This window comes from Citrobacter sp. R4, from assembly GCF_026719175.1.
In the GTDB taxonomy this organism is placed as follows: Bacteria; Pseudomonadota; Gammaproteobacteria; order Enterobacterales; family Enterobacteriaceae; genus Citrobacter_A; species Citrobacter_A sedlakii.
The window spans coordinates 281,896-300,077 of sequence record NZ_JAPPSU010000006.1; the positions used below are offsets into that span (position 1 = coordinate 281,896).

Below are 18,182 nucleotides of genomic sequence, written 5' to 3' on the forward strand. Positions count from 1 at the left end.
AGCGAACCTCAACTCTTTGTATTAAGTGTAAAACAGTTGACTACTATCGCAGCGTAACACTGCGATAACAACCCATAAACGGCGCTAAGTTTCAGCACATCGTGCTGAAAGCGAGGCCGTGCGACCGGTTTCTTATTCATATCATTGTAAAACACGTAACCGAACTTAAGTATGACAAGGTTCGGCGAAACCACGAGAAACCTCCTGAGATTCAGGAGTGCCCTTGTTCAGAAATCACAAAGCGATCAACCGGCCCTGGAGTCCTGAGAAGCGCCGAGATGGGTATAACATCGGCAGGTATGCAAAACAGAGATGCAGAATGCGGGGGACATGCGCACACCAGAACGGTGCGTCAGATTCAGCAGTAAACAACGGTTCATTATTTCGTATCACCTCCACGGCCGCCCCGCAGGACAAGCCAAAAGCCAAAGCATTCGTTTTAACCCGGCTGGAAGTGGCGACACGATGAATCCATCGAGCGCTTTTTTGTGTGAGCCGCGCGCCGCGATTTATACCGATAAGCGATTTAAAAAGCAAAACATAAATGCGCAGATTGCCATCAGTGTTTGTAAAAATTTCCACACACGTTTACAACGCAGTGAGAGATGATTCAAAAAAAACTGGAAATCGGGTGAAGAAGTAACCTAAAATAGCCGTCCAGATGTTAATCCATCCATACTGATTAACACTCAGACTGCCAGTGTCACTAACCTGCAAGCCCTGGTGGAATCTTCTACCCTGGCTTTTCCGCACAGCAGTTTGAGCTAACCAAATTCTCCTTAGGTGAAACAAAAAATGGCTAAACACCTTTTTACGTCCGAGTCCGTATCAGAAGGGCATCCTGACAAAATCGCTGACCAAATCTCTGATGCCGTGCTGGATGCGATCCTGGAACAGGATCCGAAAGCGCGCGTCGCCTGTGAAACCTACGTCAAAACAGGTATGGTTTTAGTGGGTGGTGAAATCACCACCAGCGCATGGGTCGATATCGAAGAGATCACCCGTAACACCGTGCGCGAAATTGGCTATGTGCATTCCGACATGGGCTTTGACGCCAACTCTTGTGCGGTTCTGAGCGCCATTGGCAAACAGTCGCCAGACATCAACCAGGGCGTAGACCGTGCCGATCCGCTGGAGCAAGGCGCGGGCGACCAGGGTCTGATGTTCGGTTATGCCACCAACGAAACCGACGTGCTGATGCCTGCGCCGGTCACCTACGCGCACCGTCTGGTACAACGTCAGGCTGAAGTCCGTAAAAACGGCACCCTGCCGTGGCTGCGTCCGGATGCGAAAAGCCAGGTTACCTTCCAGTACGATGACGGTAAAATTGTCGGCATCGACGCGGTCGTGCTGTCCACACAGCATGCTGAAGATATCGAGCAGAAAACGCTGCAGGAAGCGGTGATGGAAGAGATCATCAAGCCGATTCTGCCAACCGAATGGCTGTCTTCCGCCACCAAATTCTTCATCAACCCGACCGGTCGTTTCGTTATCGGCGGCCCGATGGGCGACTGTGGTCTGACTGGCCGTAAAATCATCGTCGATACCTACGGCGGTATGGCGCGTCACGGCGGCGGCGCATTCTCCGGCAAAGATCCATCAAAAGTTGACCGTTCCGCAGCCTACGCGGCGCGTTACGTGGCGAAAAACATCGTTGCAGCGGGTCTGGCTGACCGTTGTGAAATCCAGGTGTCTTATGCCATCGGGGTGGCTGAACCGACTTCCATCATGGTGGAAACCTTCGGTACGGAAAAAGTGCCGACTGAACAGTTAACCCTGCTGGTGCGTGAATTCTTTGATCTTCGCCCTTACGGCCTGATTCAGATGTTGGATCTGCTGCACCCGATCTACAAAGAAACCGCTGCGTATGGTCACTTTGGCCGCGAACACTTCCCGTGGGAAAAAACCGACAAAGCGCAGGTACTGCGCGACGCTGCCGGTCTGAAATAATCCCTTCTCTGCGTATCCGGCCCGCATCCTACAACGCAGGCCGGATACGCGTTGCCCTTCCGGCAAAACCTCCCTGCGTCATCTACACTTTACACGACCTCATAACGTATTCATGAAAGCGATTACATTCGCTTTTCTCCCCCTCTGACCGCCATTTCCCTTCGCCATGATCCCGCTCGCAGAGTTGTTACATTGTTTTTCAGCTTTGTCTTAAATTCAGACAAACGCTCCCGTACTAAGGTTAGTAAAAGGTTTTAATTTCAGAAAGTTAAAACATTAATGGGATAAATGATAGTGTAACCGATTACACCAACGTGATAACAATCACATATTTTTACGGTGCACTGACCTACCCTTACCATCATCAAAACTGATAACCCAATCGGAGGGCATAATGCCTGACAATAAAAAACAGGGGCGTTCAAATAAGGCGATGACATTTTTTGTCTGCTTCCTTGCAGCCCTGGCAGGATTACTTTTTGGCCTGGATATCGGCGTTATTGCCGGCGCATTACCGTTTATTACTGACGAGTTCCAGATTACCGCCCACACCCAGGAGTGGGTTGTCAGCTCCATGATGTTCGGTGCGGCAGTGGGCGCCGTCGGCAGCGGCTGGCTCTCCTTCAAGCTCGGGCGTAAAAAAAGCCTGATGATTGGCGCGATCCTGTTTGTTGCCGGTTCGCTGTTTTCCGCCGCTGCGCCTAACGTCGAGGTGCTGATCCTTTCCCGCGTGCTGCTGGGGCTGGCCGTCGGCGTCGCCTCTTACACCGCCCCGCTGTATCTGTCTGAGATTGCGCCGGAGAAAATTCGCGGCAGTATGATTTCCATGTATCAGTTGATGATCACCATTGGTATTCTCGGCGCCTATCTTTCAGATACCGCCTTTAGCTACAGCGGCGCATGGCGCTGGATGCTGGGCATTATCATCATTCCGGCTATCCTGCTGCTGATCGGCGTTTTCTTCCTCCCCGACAGCCCGCGCTGGTTTGCCGCGAAACGCCGCTTCCACGACGCGGAACGGGTGCTGCTGCGCCTGCGTGACACCAGCGCCGAAGCGAAGCGCGAGCTGGACGAAATCCGTGAAAGTTTGCAGGTAAAACAAAGCGGCTGGGCGCTGTTTAAAGAGAACAGCAACTTCCGCCGCGCGGTATTCCTCGGCGTGCTGTTACAGGTGATGCAGCAGTTCACCGGGATGAACGTCATCATGTATTACGCGCCGAAAATCTTCGAACTGGCGGGTTACACGAACACCACCGAACAGATGTGGGGTACCGTTATTGTCGGTCTGACTAACGTACTGGCCACCTTTATCGCTATCGGCCTGGTTGACCGCTGGGGCCGTAAGCCGACGTTGACGCTGGGCTTCCTGGTCATGGCGGCAGGGATGGGAATTATGGGGACGATGATGCACGTTGGCATCCACTCGCCGGCAGCCCAGTACTTCGCCATCGCCATGCTGTTGATGTTTATCATCGGGTTTGCCATGAGCGCCGGTCCGCTGATCTGGGTCCTGTGTTCTGAAATTCAGCCACTGAAAGGTCGCGATTTCGGTATCACCTGCTCTACCGCCACCAACTGGATCGCCAACATGATCGTCGGGGCAACATTCCTGACTATGCTCAACAACCTGGGCAGCGCTAACACCTTCTGGGTGTACGCCGCGCTGAACGTGCTGTTCATTCTGCTCACGCTGTGGCTGGTGCCGGAAACCAAACATGTGTCGCTGGAACACATCGAGCGTAACCTGATGAAAGGCCGCAAGCTGCGCGAAATCGGCGCGCACGACTAATCTTCCCTGCGCGTCCTCTCGTCTGAGAGGACGCCCGTTTCTCTTAACGCTTAGCTTCCCCGATAGGTCGAGTAACCGTATTGACTCAGCAGTAAGGGAACGTGGTAGTGTTCGCTGGTATTGCTGATATGAAATTCAACGGGAACTTCAGGGAAAAAACTCGCCTGCTGTTTGCTGTCGAAGTACGGTTTGGTTTTAAACGTTACGCGATAATCCCCTGGTTTTGCCGCCTGTTCAGGCCATAGCGCCTTAATTCTGCCGTCCCGATCGGTGCGGCCGCTGTTTAACTGCTGCCAGCCGTCCTGACGTTTTTGCTCAAGGATAACCTCAACATTCGCCGCAGGCTTGCCGGTTTGCTGATCGAGAATATGTACGCTCAGCAGGTTAGTGGCTGCCGCCATCGCCATAGCGGGTACAGCCATTGCGCTGAGTAACGCTACGGTCAAAATAGTTTTTTTCATGTGTCGCTCCGTATGGGGTGAGTGAGACAAATGTAGATGAACCGCCCGCTGCTAACCTGACATTCGCATTACATTTTCGTCATCTTTGGTGTTATTTTTAGCCGTGACCCGCCGCGTGTGACATAGTGAATTCCATGAAGATTTTGCTGATTGAAGATAACCAGAAAACCCGCGACTGGGTAAGCCAGGGGCTGACGGAAGCAGGCTATGTCGTCGACCAGGCCAGCGATGGCAAAATGGGACTCCGTCTCGCGCTGCATGAACCTTATAGCCTGATCGTTCTGGATATCATGCTGCCAGAACTGGACGGCTGGCAGGTGTTGAAAGCGATCAGAACCGCACAGCAAACGCCGGTCATTTGTCTGACCGCTCGCGACGCCATTGAGGACCGGGTAAAAGGGCTGGAGTCCGGCGCCAATGATTATCTGGTGAAGCCTTTTTCTTTCGCCGAACTGCTGGCGCGGGTGCGCGCGCTGTTGAGAAATCACAGTCGCGGCCAGACCCGAATAAAAATCAGCGGGCTGGAAATGGACTCCGTCAGGCAAAGCGTTTTCCGCGAAGGAAAGGCCATTGTCTTAACCCGGAAAGAGTTTCTGCTGCTCTGGCTGCTGGCGTCCAGAGCCGGAGAAATCATCCCCAGAGCGGTCATCGCCAGCGAGGTATGGGGAATCAATTTCGACAGTGAGACCAACACGGTAGACGTCGCCATCCGCCGCCTGCGGGCAAAAATCGACGATCCGTTTGAGGTGAAGCTGATCGGTACTGTCAGAGGGATGGGTTACCGCCTGTGCGCCGGAGAAAACAATGAAGCGTGAACTCTCCATGACGTTGCGCCTGACGTTGTTATTTGTGCTGGTGCTGACCCTCGCCTGCGCTGGCGTCAGCTGGACGCTGTATCGCGCGCTGAGTAAAGAGCTGACCTGGCGTGATGACATCACTCTGATTAACCGCGCGGAGCAAATCCGACAACTGCTTGTTGACGGCGCGAAAGCGGAAAATCTTCCCCTTTATTTCAACCGGATGATGGACACCCGCCAGGATATTCTGCTTATCCACTCCCCCACGTCGGAAAATATTGCCGTTAATCATACCGGGGTCAATCCAGCGGTTCTGGATGCCCTTCCGGCGCAGCAAAAACCGACGCTGGCGTCCCTCGCCAAAAGGGATATTGCCGGTACGCAACTTTCAGCGGTGCGCATCATCGCGAGTAGCGACGCCCGCCCTGTCACCATTACCGTCGCCAGACTGGCATCGGAACGCCAGGACATGCTTGAGCAGTACCGGAATAACAGCCTGGCGATCGGCATTCTCGCCATCCTGGTGTGCTCCGCACTCACCCCCTTTCTGGTCAGGCGAGGACTAAAAGCGATAACATCGCTCAGTCAGCAGACGGCTAATATCGACAGTCGCGGGCTGAGCCAGCCGCTGGACGAAAATGCGCTCCCCGTCGAGTTGAAGCCGTTGGGCAGCGCGCTGAACGTAATGCGCCAGAAGCTCTCTGATGACTTTACGCGCCTGAATCAGTTTGCTGACGATCTGGCGCACGAGCTGCGTACCCCGGTCAATATTCTGTTGGGCCATAACCAGGTGGCGTTAAGCAAAGCGCGCACGGCAGAACAATATCAACACACGCTGGCAAGCAATATTGAGGAGCTTGAGGGACTGTCGCGTCTAACGGAAAACATCCTTTTCCTCGCCAGGGCGGAGCATCATACTATTTTGCTCGCCAAAGAAGCGGTGGCTTACTCCGCGGTCATCAACAACCTTGTCGAGTTTCTTGAGTACGAAGCCGAAGAAAAGAACATCCGCTTTTTCGTATCAGGCGATGCAACGATTCAGGCGGACCGGACGCTGCTGCAAAGGGTATTAATGAACCTGCTCAGTAATGCGATCCACTATTCGCCGGCGCAGGCGACCGTGGAGATTGAGGCCAGTGGCAACCCTGACCAAACGATTATCGAGATCCGTAATCCAGGCACCGTCGCCCTGAACGCCGATAAGCTGTTTCATCGCTTCTGGCGAGGAGACAATGCCCGTCAGTCTGCGGGTTATGGGCTGGGATTATCGCTGGTTAAAGCCATTATGACTCTGCATTCCGCCACAGTGAGCTACCGCTTTCGCGACGGAAAGCATATTTTCGCCCTGCACTTTCCTGCCTGACAGGTAAGCGCTGGTTGCAGTCGCCTTTTTTAGCCATTATTCTCTGCCGTTATGAAAACAGCCCGTCTCCCCATCGCCGTCCAGCAGGCCGTTATGCGCAGCCTGCGGGAAAATCTCGCAAGGGCAAACCTGAAACTGGCGCGCAGTTATTCTGAACCTAAGCTGGTTTATCAGCAGCGTGGCACCTCCGCCGGCACCGCCTGGCTGGAAAGCTACGAAATTCGCCTGAACCCGGTCTTGCTGATGGAGAACACCGACGCATTTATCAGCGAGGTGGTTCCCCACGAGCTGGCGCATTTGCTGGTCTGGAAGCACTTTGGCCGCGTGGCGCCGCACGGTAAAGAGTGGAAATGGATGATGGAAAGCGTACTTGGCGTGCCTGCACGGCGCACCCATGAGTTTGCGCTCCAGTCAGTGCGCCGTAATACCTATCCTTATCGCTGTCAGTGTCAGGAACATCAGTTGACCGTCCGCCGCCATAATCGCGTGGTACGCGGTGAGGCAACCTACCGCTGCGTTCACTGCGGCGACCCCTTAGTGCCACTGAAATAATCAGAACTATCAGGAACTTTCCTGATCTGACTGATTGCATCCCAAATCATCTTTCGCTACGTTGCGGGCTCGTTTTGACACGGAGTGTGTGATGTACCGTCATTTGAGTGTTACCGCTGCGCTGCTGGCAACGGTATTTTCAGGCCCGGCCCTTGCTGCCGGAATCAACAGCTTTTCACAAGCCAAAGCCGCTGGCGTCAAGATCTATGCCGACGTACCTGGCGACTTCTACTGCGGATGTAAAATCAACTGGCTGGGGAAAAAAGGGGTCGTTGATCTCGCATCCTGCGGCTATAAAGTGCGTAAAAATGAAAACCGCGCCAGCCGAATTGAATGGGAACACGTGGTTCCTGCATGGCAGTTTGGCCACCAGCGTCAGTGCTGGCAGGACGGTGGGCGTAAAAACTGCGCCAAAGACCCGGTCTATCGCAAAATGGAAAGCGACATGCATAACCTGCAGCCCGCCGTTGGCGAGGTCAACGGCGATCGCGGCAACTTTATGTACAGCCAATGGAACGGCGGCGACGGTCAATACGGGCAGTGTGCAATGAAGGTCGACTTTAAAGCGAAGGCCGCCGAGCCGCCCGCCCGCGCTCGCGGCGCCATCGCCCGGACGTACTTTTACATGCGCGACCAGTACAATCTGACCCTTTCCCGCCAGCAAACCCAACTTTTCAACGCGTGGAATAAGATGTATCCGGTCAGCGACTGGGAGTGCGAGCGCGACGAACGTATCGCGAAGGTGCAAGGCAACCACAACCCGTATGTGCAACGCGCTTGCCAGGCGCAAAAGAGCTAACCTACACTAGCGGGATTCATATTAAACCTCCCCGCGCCAACGGGCGTGGGGCAAGACGCGGACTGTTAACCATGCGTATTCCCCGCATTTATCACCCTGAACCCATTATCGCTAACACGCAATTTTCATTGTGCGAAGATGCCGCGAATCATATCGGGCGCGTACTGCGGATGGGGCCGGGTCAGGCGCTGCAGCTGTTTGACGGCAGCAATCAGGTTTTTGACGCCGAAATTACCCATGCCAGTAAAAAGAGCGTGGAGGTAAAGGTTCTGCGCGGAGAAACAGACGATCGCGAATCGCCGTTACATATTCACCTTGGACAAGTGATGTCGCGCGGTGAAAAAATGGAATTCACCATCCAGAAATCGATCGAGCTTGGTGTAAGCCTCATTACGCCACTTTTTTCTGATCGCTGCGGCGTTAAACTGGATAATGAACGTCTGAACAAGAAGCTGCAGCAGTGGCAGAAAATCGCCATCGCCGCCTGCGAACAGTGTGGCCGCAACCGGGTGCCGGAAATCCGCCCGGCGATGGACCTGGAAGCCTGGTGCGCGGAACAGGAAGAAGGGTTAAAACTGAACCTTCATCCCCGCGCCAGCAACAGTATTAATACGCTGCCGCTGCCGGTTGAACGCGTTCGTCTGCTGATTGGCCCGGAAGGCGGGCTGTCGGCAGATGAAATCGCCATGACCGCACGCTACCAGTTTACTGATATTCTGTTAGGACCTCGCGTTCTGCGTACTGAGACAACTGCGCTCACCGCCATCACCGCGCTGCAGGTGCGTTTTGGCGATCTGGGCTAACGGAGAAGAATAATGATCAAGCTCGGCATCGTGATGGACCCCATCGCAAGCATCAACATCAAGAAAGACTCCAGCTTCGCTATGCTGCTGGAAGCGCAACGTCGTGGTTACGAACTTCATTATATGGAGATGGCCGATCTTTATTTGATCAATGGTGAAGCCCGCGCGCATACGCGCACGCTGAGCGTCGAGCAGAACTACGACAAATGGTATGACTTTACCGGCGAGCAGGATCTGGCGCTGGCGGATCTCGACGTGATTCTGATGCGTAAAGATCCGCCGTTTGATACCGAATTTATTTACGCCACCTACATTCTGGAGCGCGCCGAAGAGAAAGGTACGCTGATCGTGAACAAACCGCAGAGTCTGCGCGACTGTAATGAAAAACTGTTCACCGCCTGGTTCTCTGACCTGACGCCGGAAACGCTGGTCACCCGCAACAAAGCACAGTTGAAAGCCTTCTGGCAAAAACACAGCGACATTATTCTTAAGCCGCTGGACGGCATGGGCGGCGCGTCCATTTTCCGGGTGAAAGAGGGAGATCCGAACCTCGGAGTGATTGCCGAGACCCTGACCGAGCATGGCACCCGTTACTGCATGGCGCAGAACTATCTGCCGGCGATTGTCGATGGCGATAAGCGCGTGCTGGTGGTGGATGGCGAGCCGGTGCCGTACTGCCTGGCGCGTATCCCGCAGGGCGGCGAAACCCGTGGCAACCTCGCCGCGGGCGGTCGTGGCGAACCGCGTCCATTAACCGACAGCGACTGGGAAATCGCGCGCCGCATTGGGCCAACGCTGAAAGCTAAAGGGCTGATTTTTGTCGGTCTGGACATCATTGGCGATCGCCTGACCGAGATTAACGTCACCAGCCCGACCTGTATTCGCGAGATTGAAGCGGAGTTCCCCGTCTCCATTACCGGCATGCTGATGGACGCCATCGAAGCGCGCCTTGCCAGGTAAAATCTGACGCCGGACGTGACGCCTGGGCGTCGTGTCCGGCTGACATTTTGCGTCCCTGTTCGCCAGATAAAGCGAAGCCCCATCCGGCAACGCGTTTCTAAGAGTGACAATTTAACGCTTTCCACACATACTGACCCCTGTTGATTTTTTAAACCAGGACACAGAACCTCTGACAATGAATTTACAGCATCACTTTCTTATTGCCATGCCTGCTCTCCAGGATCCGATTTTCCGCCGCTCTGTGGTCTATATTTGCGAACATAATGAAGATGGCGCAATGGGGATTATTGTTAACAAACCGCTGGAAAACTTGCAGATTGAAGGAATTCTGGAAAAGCTGAAAATCACCCCGGAACCGCGCGATCCGGCTATTCGCCTGGATAAAGCGGTGATGCTCGGCGGCCCGCTGGCGGAAGATCGCGGGTTTATCCTGCACACCCCTCCGTCGCGTTTTTCATCAAGCATTCGCATTTCCGATAACACGGTCATTACCACCTCCCGTGACGTACTGGAAACCTTAGGCACCCGCGAACAACCCTCTGAAGTGCTGGTCGCGCTGGGCTACGCGTCGTGGGATAAAGGCCAACTGGAGCAAGAGTTGCTGGATAACGCCTGGCTGACCGCACCCGCCGATCTCAATATTCTGTTCAAAACGCCGATAGCCGACCGCTGGCGCGACGCTGCCAGACTGATTGGCATCGACATTCAGACCATGCCCGGCGTGGCAGGGCATGCCTGATGAGCGGAACGTTACTGGCCTTTGATTTTGGCACCAAAAGTATCGGCGTGGCGATTGGTCAACGCGTCACCGGCACCGCCCGCCCGCTTCCGGCGATTAAAGCGCAGGATGGCACGCCGGACTGGCTACTCGTCGAACGCCTGCTCAAAGAGTGGCAGCCGGATGAAATCATCGTTGGCTTGCCGCTAAACATGGACGGCACCGAGCAACCGCTCACTGCCCGCGCGCGCAAATTTGCTAACCGCATCCATGGTCGATTTGGCGTGACGGTAACGCTGCATGACGAACGCCTGAGCACCGTTGAAGCACGGTCTGGCCTGTTTGAGCAAGGCGGCTATCGCGCGCTCAACAAAGGTAAGATTGACTCCGCTTCTGCAGTCATCATTCTCGAAAGCTATTTCGAGCAGGGTTATTGAGGCGCCCTCCGCGTTGACACGCCGCTTAGCTGGCTACACTCGCCCCTGCGCCTGACGCTGCTGCCAACTCTGGGCAAAAGTCATCATTCCTGCCTGCTGTCCGGTCTGAATGACATGGGGTAGTTGGTGCGTTTTGCCCTCACGAATTAAATTTCCCGTCGCTGGGGTGTTGATCAGCAATTCAAACAGCGCAACGCGCCCTTCCTGCTTGTCGGGCTCCAGCTTTTGCGACAAAACGGCGCGCAGACTGCCCGCCAGTTGGCTGCGCACCGGCTCTTTTTCCTGCGCCGGAAAGGTATCCACCAGCCGCTCGACGGCCTGCGCCGCGCCGCGGGTATGTAGCGTCGCCAATACCAGATGCCCGGTTTCCGCCGCCGTCAGCGCCAGGCGGATGGTCTCGCTGTCCCGCAGTTCCCCGAGCAGAATAACGTCTGGGTCTTCCCGCAGCGCCGCGCGTAATCCCGCGGCAAACGATGAGCAATGCATACCGATCTCACGCTGTTGAATCAGGCAGCGTTGGCTGGCGTAAATGTACTCAATGGGATCTTCCAGCGTCAGAATATGTCCGTCGGTATGGCGGTTGAGCCAGTCCACCATTGCCGCCAGGGTGGTGGATTTACCGCTGCCCGTCGCTCCGGTCACCAGTATCAGTCCGTTCTCGCTGGCAAGCAATTCAGGCAGTGCCGCAGGCGTCGCCAGCGCTTCCAGGGTGGCGCAACGGGAGGGCAACAAGCGCAGCGCCAGCGATATCCCCTGCTGTTGACGAAAGGCGCTGGCCCGCAAGCGCTGGTTACCCGTAAGCGTGACGGCGAAATCAAGCTGCCCTTCCTGCTGAAACACCGCCTGCTGTCGCGCATCAAGCCATTGCGCCAACAGGCTGTCTATATCCGGTATAGGGAATGGCGCCGCCTCAAGCCGCCCTCGCTTGCGCCATCGCGCCGGCCACGCATTGCTTAGGTGTAGATCCGAGACATTATGCTTTACACTAAGGGCCACAATTTCTTCCATATTCATAGATGCATCCTCGGAAAATGAACGATATCGCGCATAACCTGGCACAGGTCCGGGACAAAATCTCAGCCGCCGCATCGCGTTGCGGTCGCGCTTCAGAAGAAGTTACGTTGCTTGCAGTCAGTAAAACCAAACCTGCGAGCGCCATCGAAGAAGCCATCGCTGCCGGACAGCGTGCATTTGGCGAAAATTACGTACAGGAAGGGGTGGAGAAAATCCGCCATTTTCAGGCGCAAGGCGTTAAAGGCCTGCAATGGCACTTTATCGGCCCGCTACAGTCCAATAAAAGCCGTCTGGTGGCAGAGCATTTTGACTGGTGCCATACCATTGACCGTCTGCGCATCGCCGCGCGTCTGAGCGAGCAACGTCCGGCTGAACTTCCTCCACTTAACGTGCTGATTCAAATCAATATTAGTGATGAGAACAGCAAGTCCGGGATTTCACTGGAGGCCCTGGATGCGCTTGCTGCGGAGGTCGCTGAATTACCCCATCTTCGCCTGCGTGGTCTGATGGCGATTCCGGCGCCAGAGTCAGATTATGTAAGGCAGTTTGAAGTCGCACGCCAAATGGCTGTAGCATTTGCCGGGCTGCAAGCGCGCTATCCTGACGTCGACACGCTGTCACTGGGCATGTCGGACGATATGGATGCCGCTATCGCCGCCGGTAGTACGATGGTCCGTATCGGCACCGCCATCTTTGGCGCCCGGGATTACACAAAAAATTAAGGAAAACTGAGGAACGCGATGAATACGTTGACCTTCCTGCTCTCAACGGTAATTGAGCTGTACACCATGGTGCTGTTATTGCGCGTGTGGATGCAGTGGGCTCGCTGCGATTTTTACAACCCTTTCTCCCAGTTCGTGGTGAAAGTCACGCAGCCGATTATTGGCCCCTTGCGCCGCATCATTCCACCGATGGGCCCTATCGACAGCGCCTCTTTGCTGGTGGCGTTTATCCTCAGCTTTATCAAAGCGATCGTGCTGTTTAAAGTGGTGACCTTCCTGCCGATTATCTGGATTGCCGCGCTGCTGATCGTGCTGAAGACTATCGGTCTGCTGATTTTCTGGGTGTTGCTGGTGATGGCGATTATGAGTTGGGTCAGCCAGGGCCGCAGCCCGATCGAATTCGTGCTGATGCAGTTGGCCGACCCGCTGCTGCGCCCGATACGCCGCATTTTGCCCGGTATGGGCGGTATTGATTTCTCCCCGATGATCCTTGTTCTGCTGCTGTATGTGATCAACATGGGGATTGGCGAGCTGTTACAGGCCACCGGAAACATGCTGCTGCCGGGGCTGTGGATGGCGCTATGAGTGCCGTAACGCGCTGCGAAGACGGTCTGGTTTTACGGTTGTATATTCAGCCGAAAGCCAGCCGTGACAGCATTGTTGGTTTACACGGCGACGAACTGAAAGTCGCCATTACCGCTCCGCCGGTAGACGGCCAGGCGAACAGCCATCTGGTGAAGTTTCTCGGCAAGCAGTTCCGCGTGGCGAAAAGCCAGGTCATTATTGAAAAGGGCGAACTTGGCCGCCATAAACAGGTTAAAATTCTTCATCCGCAACAGATCCCGCCCGAAGTCTCGGCGTTAACAGATTAGGTATCCTATGCAAAAAGTTGTCCTCGCTACCGGCAATGCCGGTAAAGTGCGTGAGCTTGCATCGCTGCTGAGCGATTTCGGGCTTGAAGTCGTGGCGCAAACGGCACTCGACGTCGATTCCGCCGAAGAGACCGGCCTGACTTTCATTGAAAATGCGATCCTGAAAGCGCGCCATGCGGCTCAGATTACCGGTTTACCGGCGATTGCCGACGACTCCGGTCTGGCGGTTGACGCGCTGGGCGGCGCGCCGGGGATCTACTCCGCGCGCTACGCCGGTGAGGACGCCACTGACCAGCAGAATCTGGAAAAGCTGTTGCACACCATGCAGGACATTCCGGACGATAAACGCCAGGCGCGTTTCCACTGTGTGCTGGTTTATCTGCGCCACGCGGACGATCCGACCCCACTGGTCTGCCACGGCAGTTGGCCGGGCGTTATCACACGCGAAGCGGCAGGTAGCGGCGGCTTTGGCTACGACCCCATCTTCTTTGTCCCTTCGGAAGGCAAAACCGCGGCTGAACTGACCCGCGAAGAAAAAATCGCGATTTCCCACCGTGGACAGGCGTTGAAGCTGTTACTGGAAGCCTTGCGTAATGGTTAAGCTACCGCCGCTGAGTCTGTATATTCACATTCCGTGGTGCGTGCAGAAATGCCCGTACTGCGACTTTAATTCGCATGCGTTAAAGGGCGAAGTGCCGCACGACGATTACGTTCAGCACCTGCTGAGCGATCTGGATGCGGACGTCGCATACGCACAGGGGCGTGAAGTAAAGACCCTTTTCATTGGCGGCGGTACGCCGAGTTTGCTTTCCGGCCCGGCGATGCAAACGCTGCTCGATGGCGTGCGAGCGCGCCTGAATCTGGCCGCCGATGCGGAAATCACCATGGAAGCGAACCCCGGAACGGTAGAGGCCGATCGCTTCGTCGACTATCAACGCGCTGGCGTTAACCGTATCTCCATCGGCGTACAGAGCTTTAGTGAGCCGAAGCTGAAACGGCTTGGGCGTATTCACGGCCCGGAAGAAGCGCTACGTGCGGCGAATCTGGCCTGCGGGCTGGGTCTGCGCAGTTTTAACCTTGATCTGATGCACGGCCTGCCGGACCAGACGCTGGAAGAGGCGCTTGGCGATCTGAAACAGGCGATTGCGCTTAATCCACCGCATCTTTCCTGGTATCAGCTGACCATTGAACCGAACACGCTGTTTGGCTCACGCCCACCGGTACTGCCGGATGACGATGCGCTGTGGGATATTTTCGAACAAGGACACCAGTTGCTGACCGCCGCCGGTTATCAGCAATATGAAACCTCTGCCTATGCCAGACCGGGCTATCAGTGCCAGCACAACCTGAACTACTGGCGCTTTGGCGACTATCTGGGGATTGGCTGCGGCGCACACGGCAAAGTCACCTTCCCGGACGGCAGGATCTTGCGCACCACGAAAACCCGTCATCCGCGCGGCTATATGCAAGGACGGTATCTGGAAAGCCAGCGTGATGTGGCGCAAGCGGACAAACCGTTCGAATTCTTTATGAACCGCTTCCGTTTGCTGGAAGCCGCGCCCCGTCGCGAATTCAGCGAATACACCGGCCTGAGCGAAACGACGATTCGCCGACAAATCGACGACGCGAAAGCGCAGGGTTATCTGACCGAAAGCGAAGAATACTGGCAGATCACCCAGCACGGTAAACTGTTTCTCAACTCTCTCCTCGAACTATTTCTTGCCGAATAAATAGCGCGCGCCTTTTTAAAGGCGCCCATTCCCCCGACCAATAAATTCGATAAAACCGAACGGTAAGCGCGGTATTTCCACATAATATTTTTCTTCATTATTTTTATTGAAATAAAAAATCCCTGTACTGCGAAAAATATATCCAACATGGCGCACAAAACAGATACAAACTCCTTTCGGCTGACGCATTAGTGATTAAGATGGCGCACAGATGTACGACAACTATGTCAATCTATCATACAGAAATTAAATTACTGACAGCAGATATAAACCACTATCTTCCCTCTGGAGCATGGAGCCTACCTTATGAAGATCAGATCGTTTTCTCGTTCATTATTATGCGCTTCCCTTCTTGCACTATTGAGCGCCGGCGCCAGCGCGGCGGAAAAAGTGACGCTAAAACTGGCGCACAATCTCGAGCGTAGCCATGTCGTCCATCAGGCGTTTGAAGAGCTGGCAAAAGAGGTGAAACAACTTTCTGACGGTAAAATGACGGTGCGTATTTACCCCAGCAGCCAAATGGGCAATGCCCGCGAAACAATGGAACTGCTACAAAATGGCGCGCTGGATATGACAAAAGGTTCCGCCAGCGATCTGGAATCTTTTGATAACGTCTACGCAATTTATAATTTGCCTTTCTTATTTAAAGATCAGAATCATTTCAATAAAGTGGTATTTGGCGAAGTCGGTAAAGAAATTATGGATTCCACTAAAGACAAAGGATTCTTTGCCCTTTCCGCCTATGTTGCCGGTACGCGTAGCTTTTACGCCAAAAAACCCATTACCCGGCCTGAAGACCTGAAAGGTTTAAAAATCCGCGTTCAGGCCAGCCCGACGACCATTAAAATGATCGAGCTGATGGGCGGTTCGCCCACGCCCATCTCCTTTGGGGAAGTTTATACCGCCATGCAACAAGGAGTGGTAGATGGCGCGGAGAACAACGTGCCTTCCTGGGTACAGACGCGTCACATTGAAATCGCCAAAGTGTTTTCTGAGGACGAGCATGCCTCTATTCCTGATTTTCTGGTGATCTCAACGAAAACCTGGGACAAGCTCACGCCTGAACAGCAGTAGATCCTGAGTACCGCAGCGAAAAACTCTGAAGCTCATCAGCAAAAACTGTGGGACAAGATCGACGCCGATACCCGCGCGCAAGCGAAAGCCATGGGCGGCGAAATCATAAAAGTCGAGAAAGCCCCGTTCCGTGCAGCGGTACAGCCCCTGTTTGATGACTTCAAGAAAGATTCCAGGCAAGCCGCGCTGCTGGAAAAATTTGAAAACGCCGCGCAATAACCACTCTTCCGGGCCAGCCGCTGGCCCGGCACACCGGGATTTTAATGATGATATTTAACCGCCTAAAACTTGCGGTAGACCGCGTCATTGCCGCATTTTCCGTCATCGTCATGATTGCGCTGGTGATCTGCGTGGTCTGGCAGGTTTTTAGCCGCTATGTGCTCAACCAGCCCAGCACGTTAACCGATGAACTGGCGCGCTTTTTAATGATTTGGGTTGGCCTGTTGGGCGCGGCCTATACGGTCGGCGCACAGCGCCACCTGTCAATTGACCTGCTGGCGATGTCGCTCGACAAACGCAAGCAGGCCCTGCTTAGTCTGCTGATCAACGTGATGATTTTCGGCTTCGCCGGATCCGTCATCGTTACCGGTGGCCTGAAGCTGATCGAGAAAACGCTGGCGACAGCGCAGGTGTCTGCGGCGATGCAGATCCCGATGGGCTACGTGTACTTTATCCTGCCGCTGTGCGGCGTGGTGATGATGTTCTATGCCCTGTGCTTTATTTATCAAAGCCTTCAAAAACTGAAAAACGGTACGCAGGGAGTCGTCTGATGGACAGTTATATCGCTCTCACCCTCTTTGGCTGCTTCTTTATTCTGGTCTTTATTGGCGTTCCGATTTCCTTTTCCATCGGCATTGCCACCGTCGCCTCGATGCTGTTGATGTTCCCGTGGGATATCGCCGTTATCACTGTTTCACAGCGACTGGCAAACGGCCTGGATAACTTTGCGCTGCTGGCCATTCCCTTCTTTATTTTCGCCGGTACGCTGATGAACAGCGGTGGCATCGCCATCCGCCTGATCAATCTGGCGCAGGTGATGGTGGGCCGGGTACCGGGATCGCTTGGCCATGTCAACGTACTGGCCAACATGATGTTTGGCTCCATTTCGGGTTCGGCGGTAGCCGCTGCCGCCGCAGTGGGCGGTACGCTTAACCCGATCCAGACAAAACAAGGTTACGATCCCACGTTTTCCACCGCGGTGAACGTCTCCTCCTGTATCACCGGACTGTTGATCCCACCTTCCAATGTGCTGATCGTCTTTTCACTTACCGCAGGCGGCGTTTCGGTGGCCTCGCTGTTTATGGCGGGTTATTTGCCGGGCATTCTGATGGGACTGGCGATCATGGTGGTCTGCGCGATCATCGCCAAACGCCGTCATTATCCGCTTTCAGAACGCCCAACCTGCGCTCAGGCCTTCAGGGCATTGATTGACGCTCTGCCCAGCCTGCTGCTGGTGATTATCGTTATGGGCGGCATTCTCGGCGGGATTTTTACCGCGACGGAAGCCTCTGCCATTGCGGTGGTGTATACCTTTATCCTGTCGGTGCTGATTTATCGTGAAGTGAAATGGCGTGACCTGCCGAAGCTGATTCTGGAGTCAGTGGTGACGACCTCGATCGTCCTGCTCCTGATTGGCTTCTCGGTCGGGATGTCATGGGCGATGACCAACGCGGACATTCCGTACATGATCAGCGACACGCTGATGGGCATTTCGGACAATCCGATCATCATTCTGCTGTTAATCAATATCGTGTTGCTGATCGTCGGTATCTTTATGGATATGACGCCCGCCGTACTGATCTTCACGCCCATCTTCCTGCCTATCGCGCAGGAGCTGGGAATGGATCCGGTTCATTTCGGTATTATGATGGTTTCCAACCTCTGTATCGGGTTGCTTACGCCACCGGTGGGAAGCGCGCTGTTTGTCGGCTGTTCCATTTCCGGCGTGAAGATTCAGCAGCTGATTCGGCCACTGCTGCCGTTTTACGCCGCGCTGCTGATCGCGCTGATGATGATCGTCTACATCCCGCAAATTTCGCTGTTCGTGCCGCAACTGCTGGGTTTAATGTAAACAAGAAAAGCCGGGTGAGGCAGGACCTTCACCCGGCAAGCGCCTGATGGCGCTACGCTTCTCTGGGCTA

At 54.7% G+C, this 18,182-nt stretch carries 21 protein-coding genes and 1 pseudogene; 18 read left to right on the plus strand and 4 right to left on the minus strand.

All coding sequences use genetic code 11. The annotated features are described in order from the left end of the window. Window positions 1-8: 8 nt before the first annotated feature. Window positions 9-140 (minus strand): acid stress response protein YqgB, encoded by a 132-nt coding sequence (gene yqgB / locus OOJ60_RS15205; protein WP_042290464.1) that lies wholly within the window; start codon window positions 138-140, stop codon window positions 9-11. A gap of 105 nt (window positions 141-245) precedes the next feature. Next, a complete protein-coding gene (locus tag OOJ60_RS24755; protein WP_269468262.1) occupies window positions 246-380 on the minus strand; it encodes a hypothetical protein in 135 nt (44 codons plus the stop codon). A gap of 415 nt (window positions 381-795) precedes the next feature. Between OOJ60_RS24755 and metK the strand changes: the two genes are divergently transcribed. Then, a complete protein-coding gene (metK, locus tag OOJ60_RS15210) occupies window positions 796-1,950 on the plus strand; it encodes a methionine adenosyltransferase (protein ID WP_042290376.1) in 1,155 nt (384 codons plus the stop codon). Window positions 1,951-2,323: 373 nt separating this feature from the next. Further along, a complete protein-coding gene (gene galP, locus OOJ60_RS15215) occupies window positions 2,324-3,739 on the plus strand; it encodes a galactose/proton symporter (RefSeq protein ID WP_265097124.1) in 1,416 nt (471 codons plus the stop codon). 50 nt (window positions 3,740-3,789) lie between these two features. On the opposite strand, the gene hiuH is transcribed toward galP, so the two are convergent. Then, on the minus strand, window positions 3,790-4,200 hold the full coding sequence (hiuH, locus tag OOJ60_RS15220) for a hydroxyisourate hydrolase (RefSeq protein WP_060570790.1): 411 nt from the start codon (window positions 4,198-4,200) through the stop codon (window positions 3,790-3,792). A gap of 134 nt (window positions 4,201-4,334) precedes the next feature. On the opposite strand from hiuH, the gene hprR reads away from it, so the two are divergent. The 8 genes from hprR to ruvX all read left to right on the plus strand — a co-directional run bounded on the left by hprR (window position 4,335) and on the right by ruvX (window position 10,629). Continuing rightward, entirely contained in the window at window positions 4,335-5,015 is a 681-nt protein-coding gene (gene hprR, locus OOJ60_RS15225; RefSeq protein WP_205612809.1) for a response regulator transcription factor HprR, read from the plus strand. Then, window positions 5,005-6,360: a heavy metal sensor histidine kinase gene (locus OOJ60_RS15230; RefSeq protein ID WP_205612810.1), complete on the plus strand. Its 1,356-nt coding sequence runs from the start codon at window positions 5,005-5,007 to the stop codon at window positions 6,358-6,360. Before hprR ends, OOJ60_RS15230 begins: the two co-directional genes overlap by 11 nt. Window positions 6,361-6,411: 51 nt before the next feature. Beyond that, window positions 6,412-6,912 (plus strand): SprT family zinc-dependent metalloprotease, encoded by a 501-nt coding sequence (locus tag OOJ60_RS15235; protein WP_205612811.1) that lies wholly within the window; start codon window positions 6,412-6,414, stop codon window positions 6,910-6,912. Between the two features lie 91 nt (window positions 6,913-7,003). After that, window positions 7,004-7,711 carry a deoxyribonuclease I gene (endA, locus tag OOJ60_RS15240; RefSeq protein ID WP_205612812.1) on the plus strand — a complete coding sequence of 236 codons (708 nt, stop codon included), beginning with the start codon at window positions 7,004-7,006 and terminating at the stop codon, window positions 7,709-7,711. A gap of 71 nt (window positions 7,712-7,782) precedes the next feature. Next, entirely contained in the window at window positions 7,783-8,514 is a 732-nt protein-coding gene (rsmE, locus tag OOJ60_RS15245) for a 16S rRNA (uracil(1498)-N(3))-methyltransferase (RefSeq protein WP_205612813.1), read from the plus strand. 12 nt (window positions 8,515-8,526) lie between these two features. Further along, the gene (gene gshB, locus OOJ60_RS15250) at window positions 8,527-9,474 is read left to right on the plus strand and encodes a glutathione synthase (protein ID WP_042290397.1); all 948 of its coding nucleotides are present in this window, start codon (window positions 8,527-8,529) and stop codon (window positions 9,472-9,474) included. A gap of 175 nt (window positions 9,475-9,649) precedes the next feature. Next, complete coding sequence (locus OOJ60_RS15255) at window positions 9,650-10,213, plus strand: YqgE/AlgH family protein (protein WP_042290400.1); 564 nt, start codon at window positions 9,650-9,652, stop codon at window positions 10,211-10,213. Next, a complete protein-coding gene (gene ruvX, locus OOJ60_RS15260; protein WP_042290401.1) occupies window positions 10,213-10,629 on the plus strand; it encodes a Holliday junction resolvase RuvX in 417 nt (138 codons plus the stop codon). The genes OOJ60_RS15255 and ruvX overlap by 1 nt, the downstream gene beginning before the upstream one ends. A 33-nt stretch (window positions 10,630-10,662) precedes the next feature. On the opposite strand, the gene OOJ60_RS15265 is transcribed toward ruvX, so the two are convergent. Further along, window positions 10,663-11,643 (minus strand): type IV pilus twitching motility protein PilT, encoded by a 981-nt coding sequence (locus OOJ60_RS15265; protein WP_205612814.1) that lies wholly within the window; start codon window positions 11,641-11,643, stop codon window positions 10,663-10,665. A 17-nt stretch (window positions 11,644-11,660) separates the two neighbouring features. On the opposite strand from OOJ60_RS15265, the gene OOJ60_RS15270 reads away from it, so the two are divergent. From OOJ60_RS15270 to OOJ60_RS15305, 8 genes and pseudogenes are all read left to right on the plus strand, one after another. Beyond that, window positions 11,661-12,365 (plus strand): YggS family pyridoxal phosphate-dependent enzyme, encoded by a 705-nt coding sequence (locus OOJ60_RS15270; RefSeq protein ID WP_205612815.1) that lies wholly within the window; start codon window positions 11,661-11,663, stop codon window positions 12,363-12,365. 18 nt (window positions 12,366-12,383) lie between these two features. Then, window positions 12,384-12,950, plus strand: coding sequence for a YggT family protein (locus tag OOJ60_RS15275; RefSeq protein ID WP_042290404.1), 567 nt, complete (start codon window positions 12,384-12,386; stop codon window positions 12,948-12,950). Continuing rightward, entirely contained in the window at window positions 12,947-13,237 is a 291-nt protein-coding gene (gene yggU / locus OOJ60_RS15280) for a DUF167 family protein YggU (protein ID WP_042290406.1), read from the plus strand. The genes OOJ60_RS15275 and yggU overlap by 4 nt, the downstream gene beginning before the upstream one ends. 7 nt (window positions 13,238-13,244) lie before the next feature. After that, complete coding sequence (locus OOJ60_RS15285; RefSeq protein WP_205612816.1) at window positions 13,245-13,838, plus strand: XTP/dITP diphosphatase; 594 nt, start codon at window positions 13,245-13,247, stop codon at window positions 13,836-13,838. Beyond that, complete coding sequence (gene hemW, locus OOJ60_RS15290; RefSeq protein WP_042290412.1) at window positions 13,831-14,967, plus strand: radical SAM family heme chaperone HemW; 1,137 nt, start codon at window positions 13,831-13,833, stop codon at window positions 14,965-14,967. Before OOJ60_RS15285 ends, hemW begins: the two co-directional genes overlap by 8 nt. A 306-nt stretch (window positions 14,968-15,273) precedes the next feature. Further along, window positions 15,274-16,260, plus strand: a pseudogene (locus OOJ60_RS15295) (TRAP transporter substrate-binding protein). 47 nt (window positions 16,261-16,307) lie between these two features. Then, window positions 16,308-16,811 (plus strand): TRAP transporter small permease, encoded by a 504-nt coding sequence (locus OOJ60_RS15300; protein WP_205612827.1) that lies wholly within the window; start codon window positions 16,308-16,310, stop codon window positions 16,809-16,811. After that, entirely contained in the window at window positions 16,811-18,112 is a 1,302-nt protein-coding gene (locus OOJ60_RS15305; RefSeq protein ID WP_042290417.1) for a TRAP transporter large permease, read from the plus strand. The genes OOJ60_RS15300 and OOJ60_RS15305 overlap by 1 nt, the downstream gene beginning before the upstream one ends. Window positions 18,113-18,182: the final 70 nt, after the last annotated feature.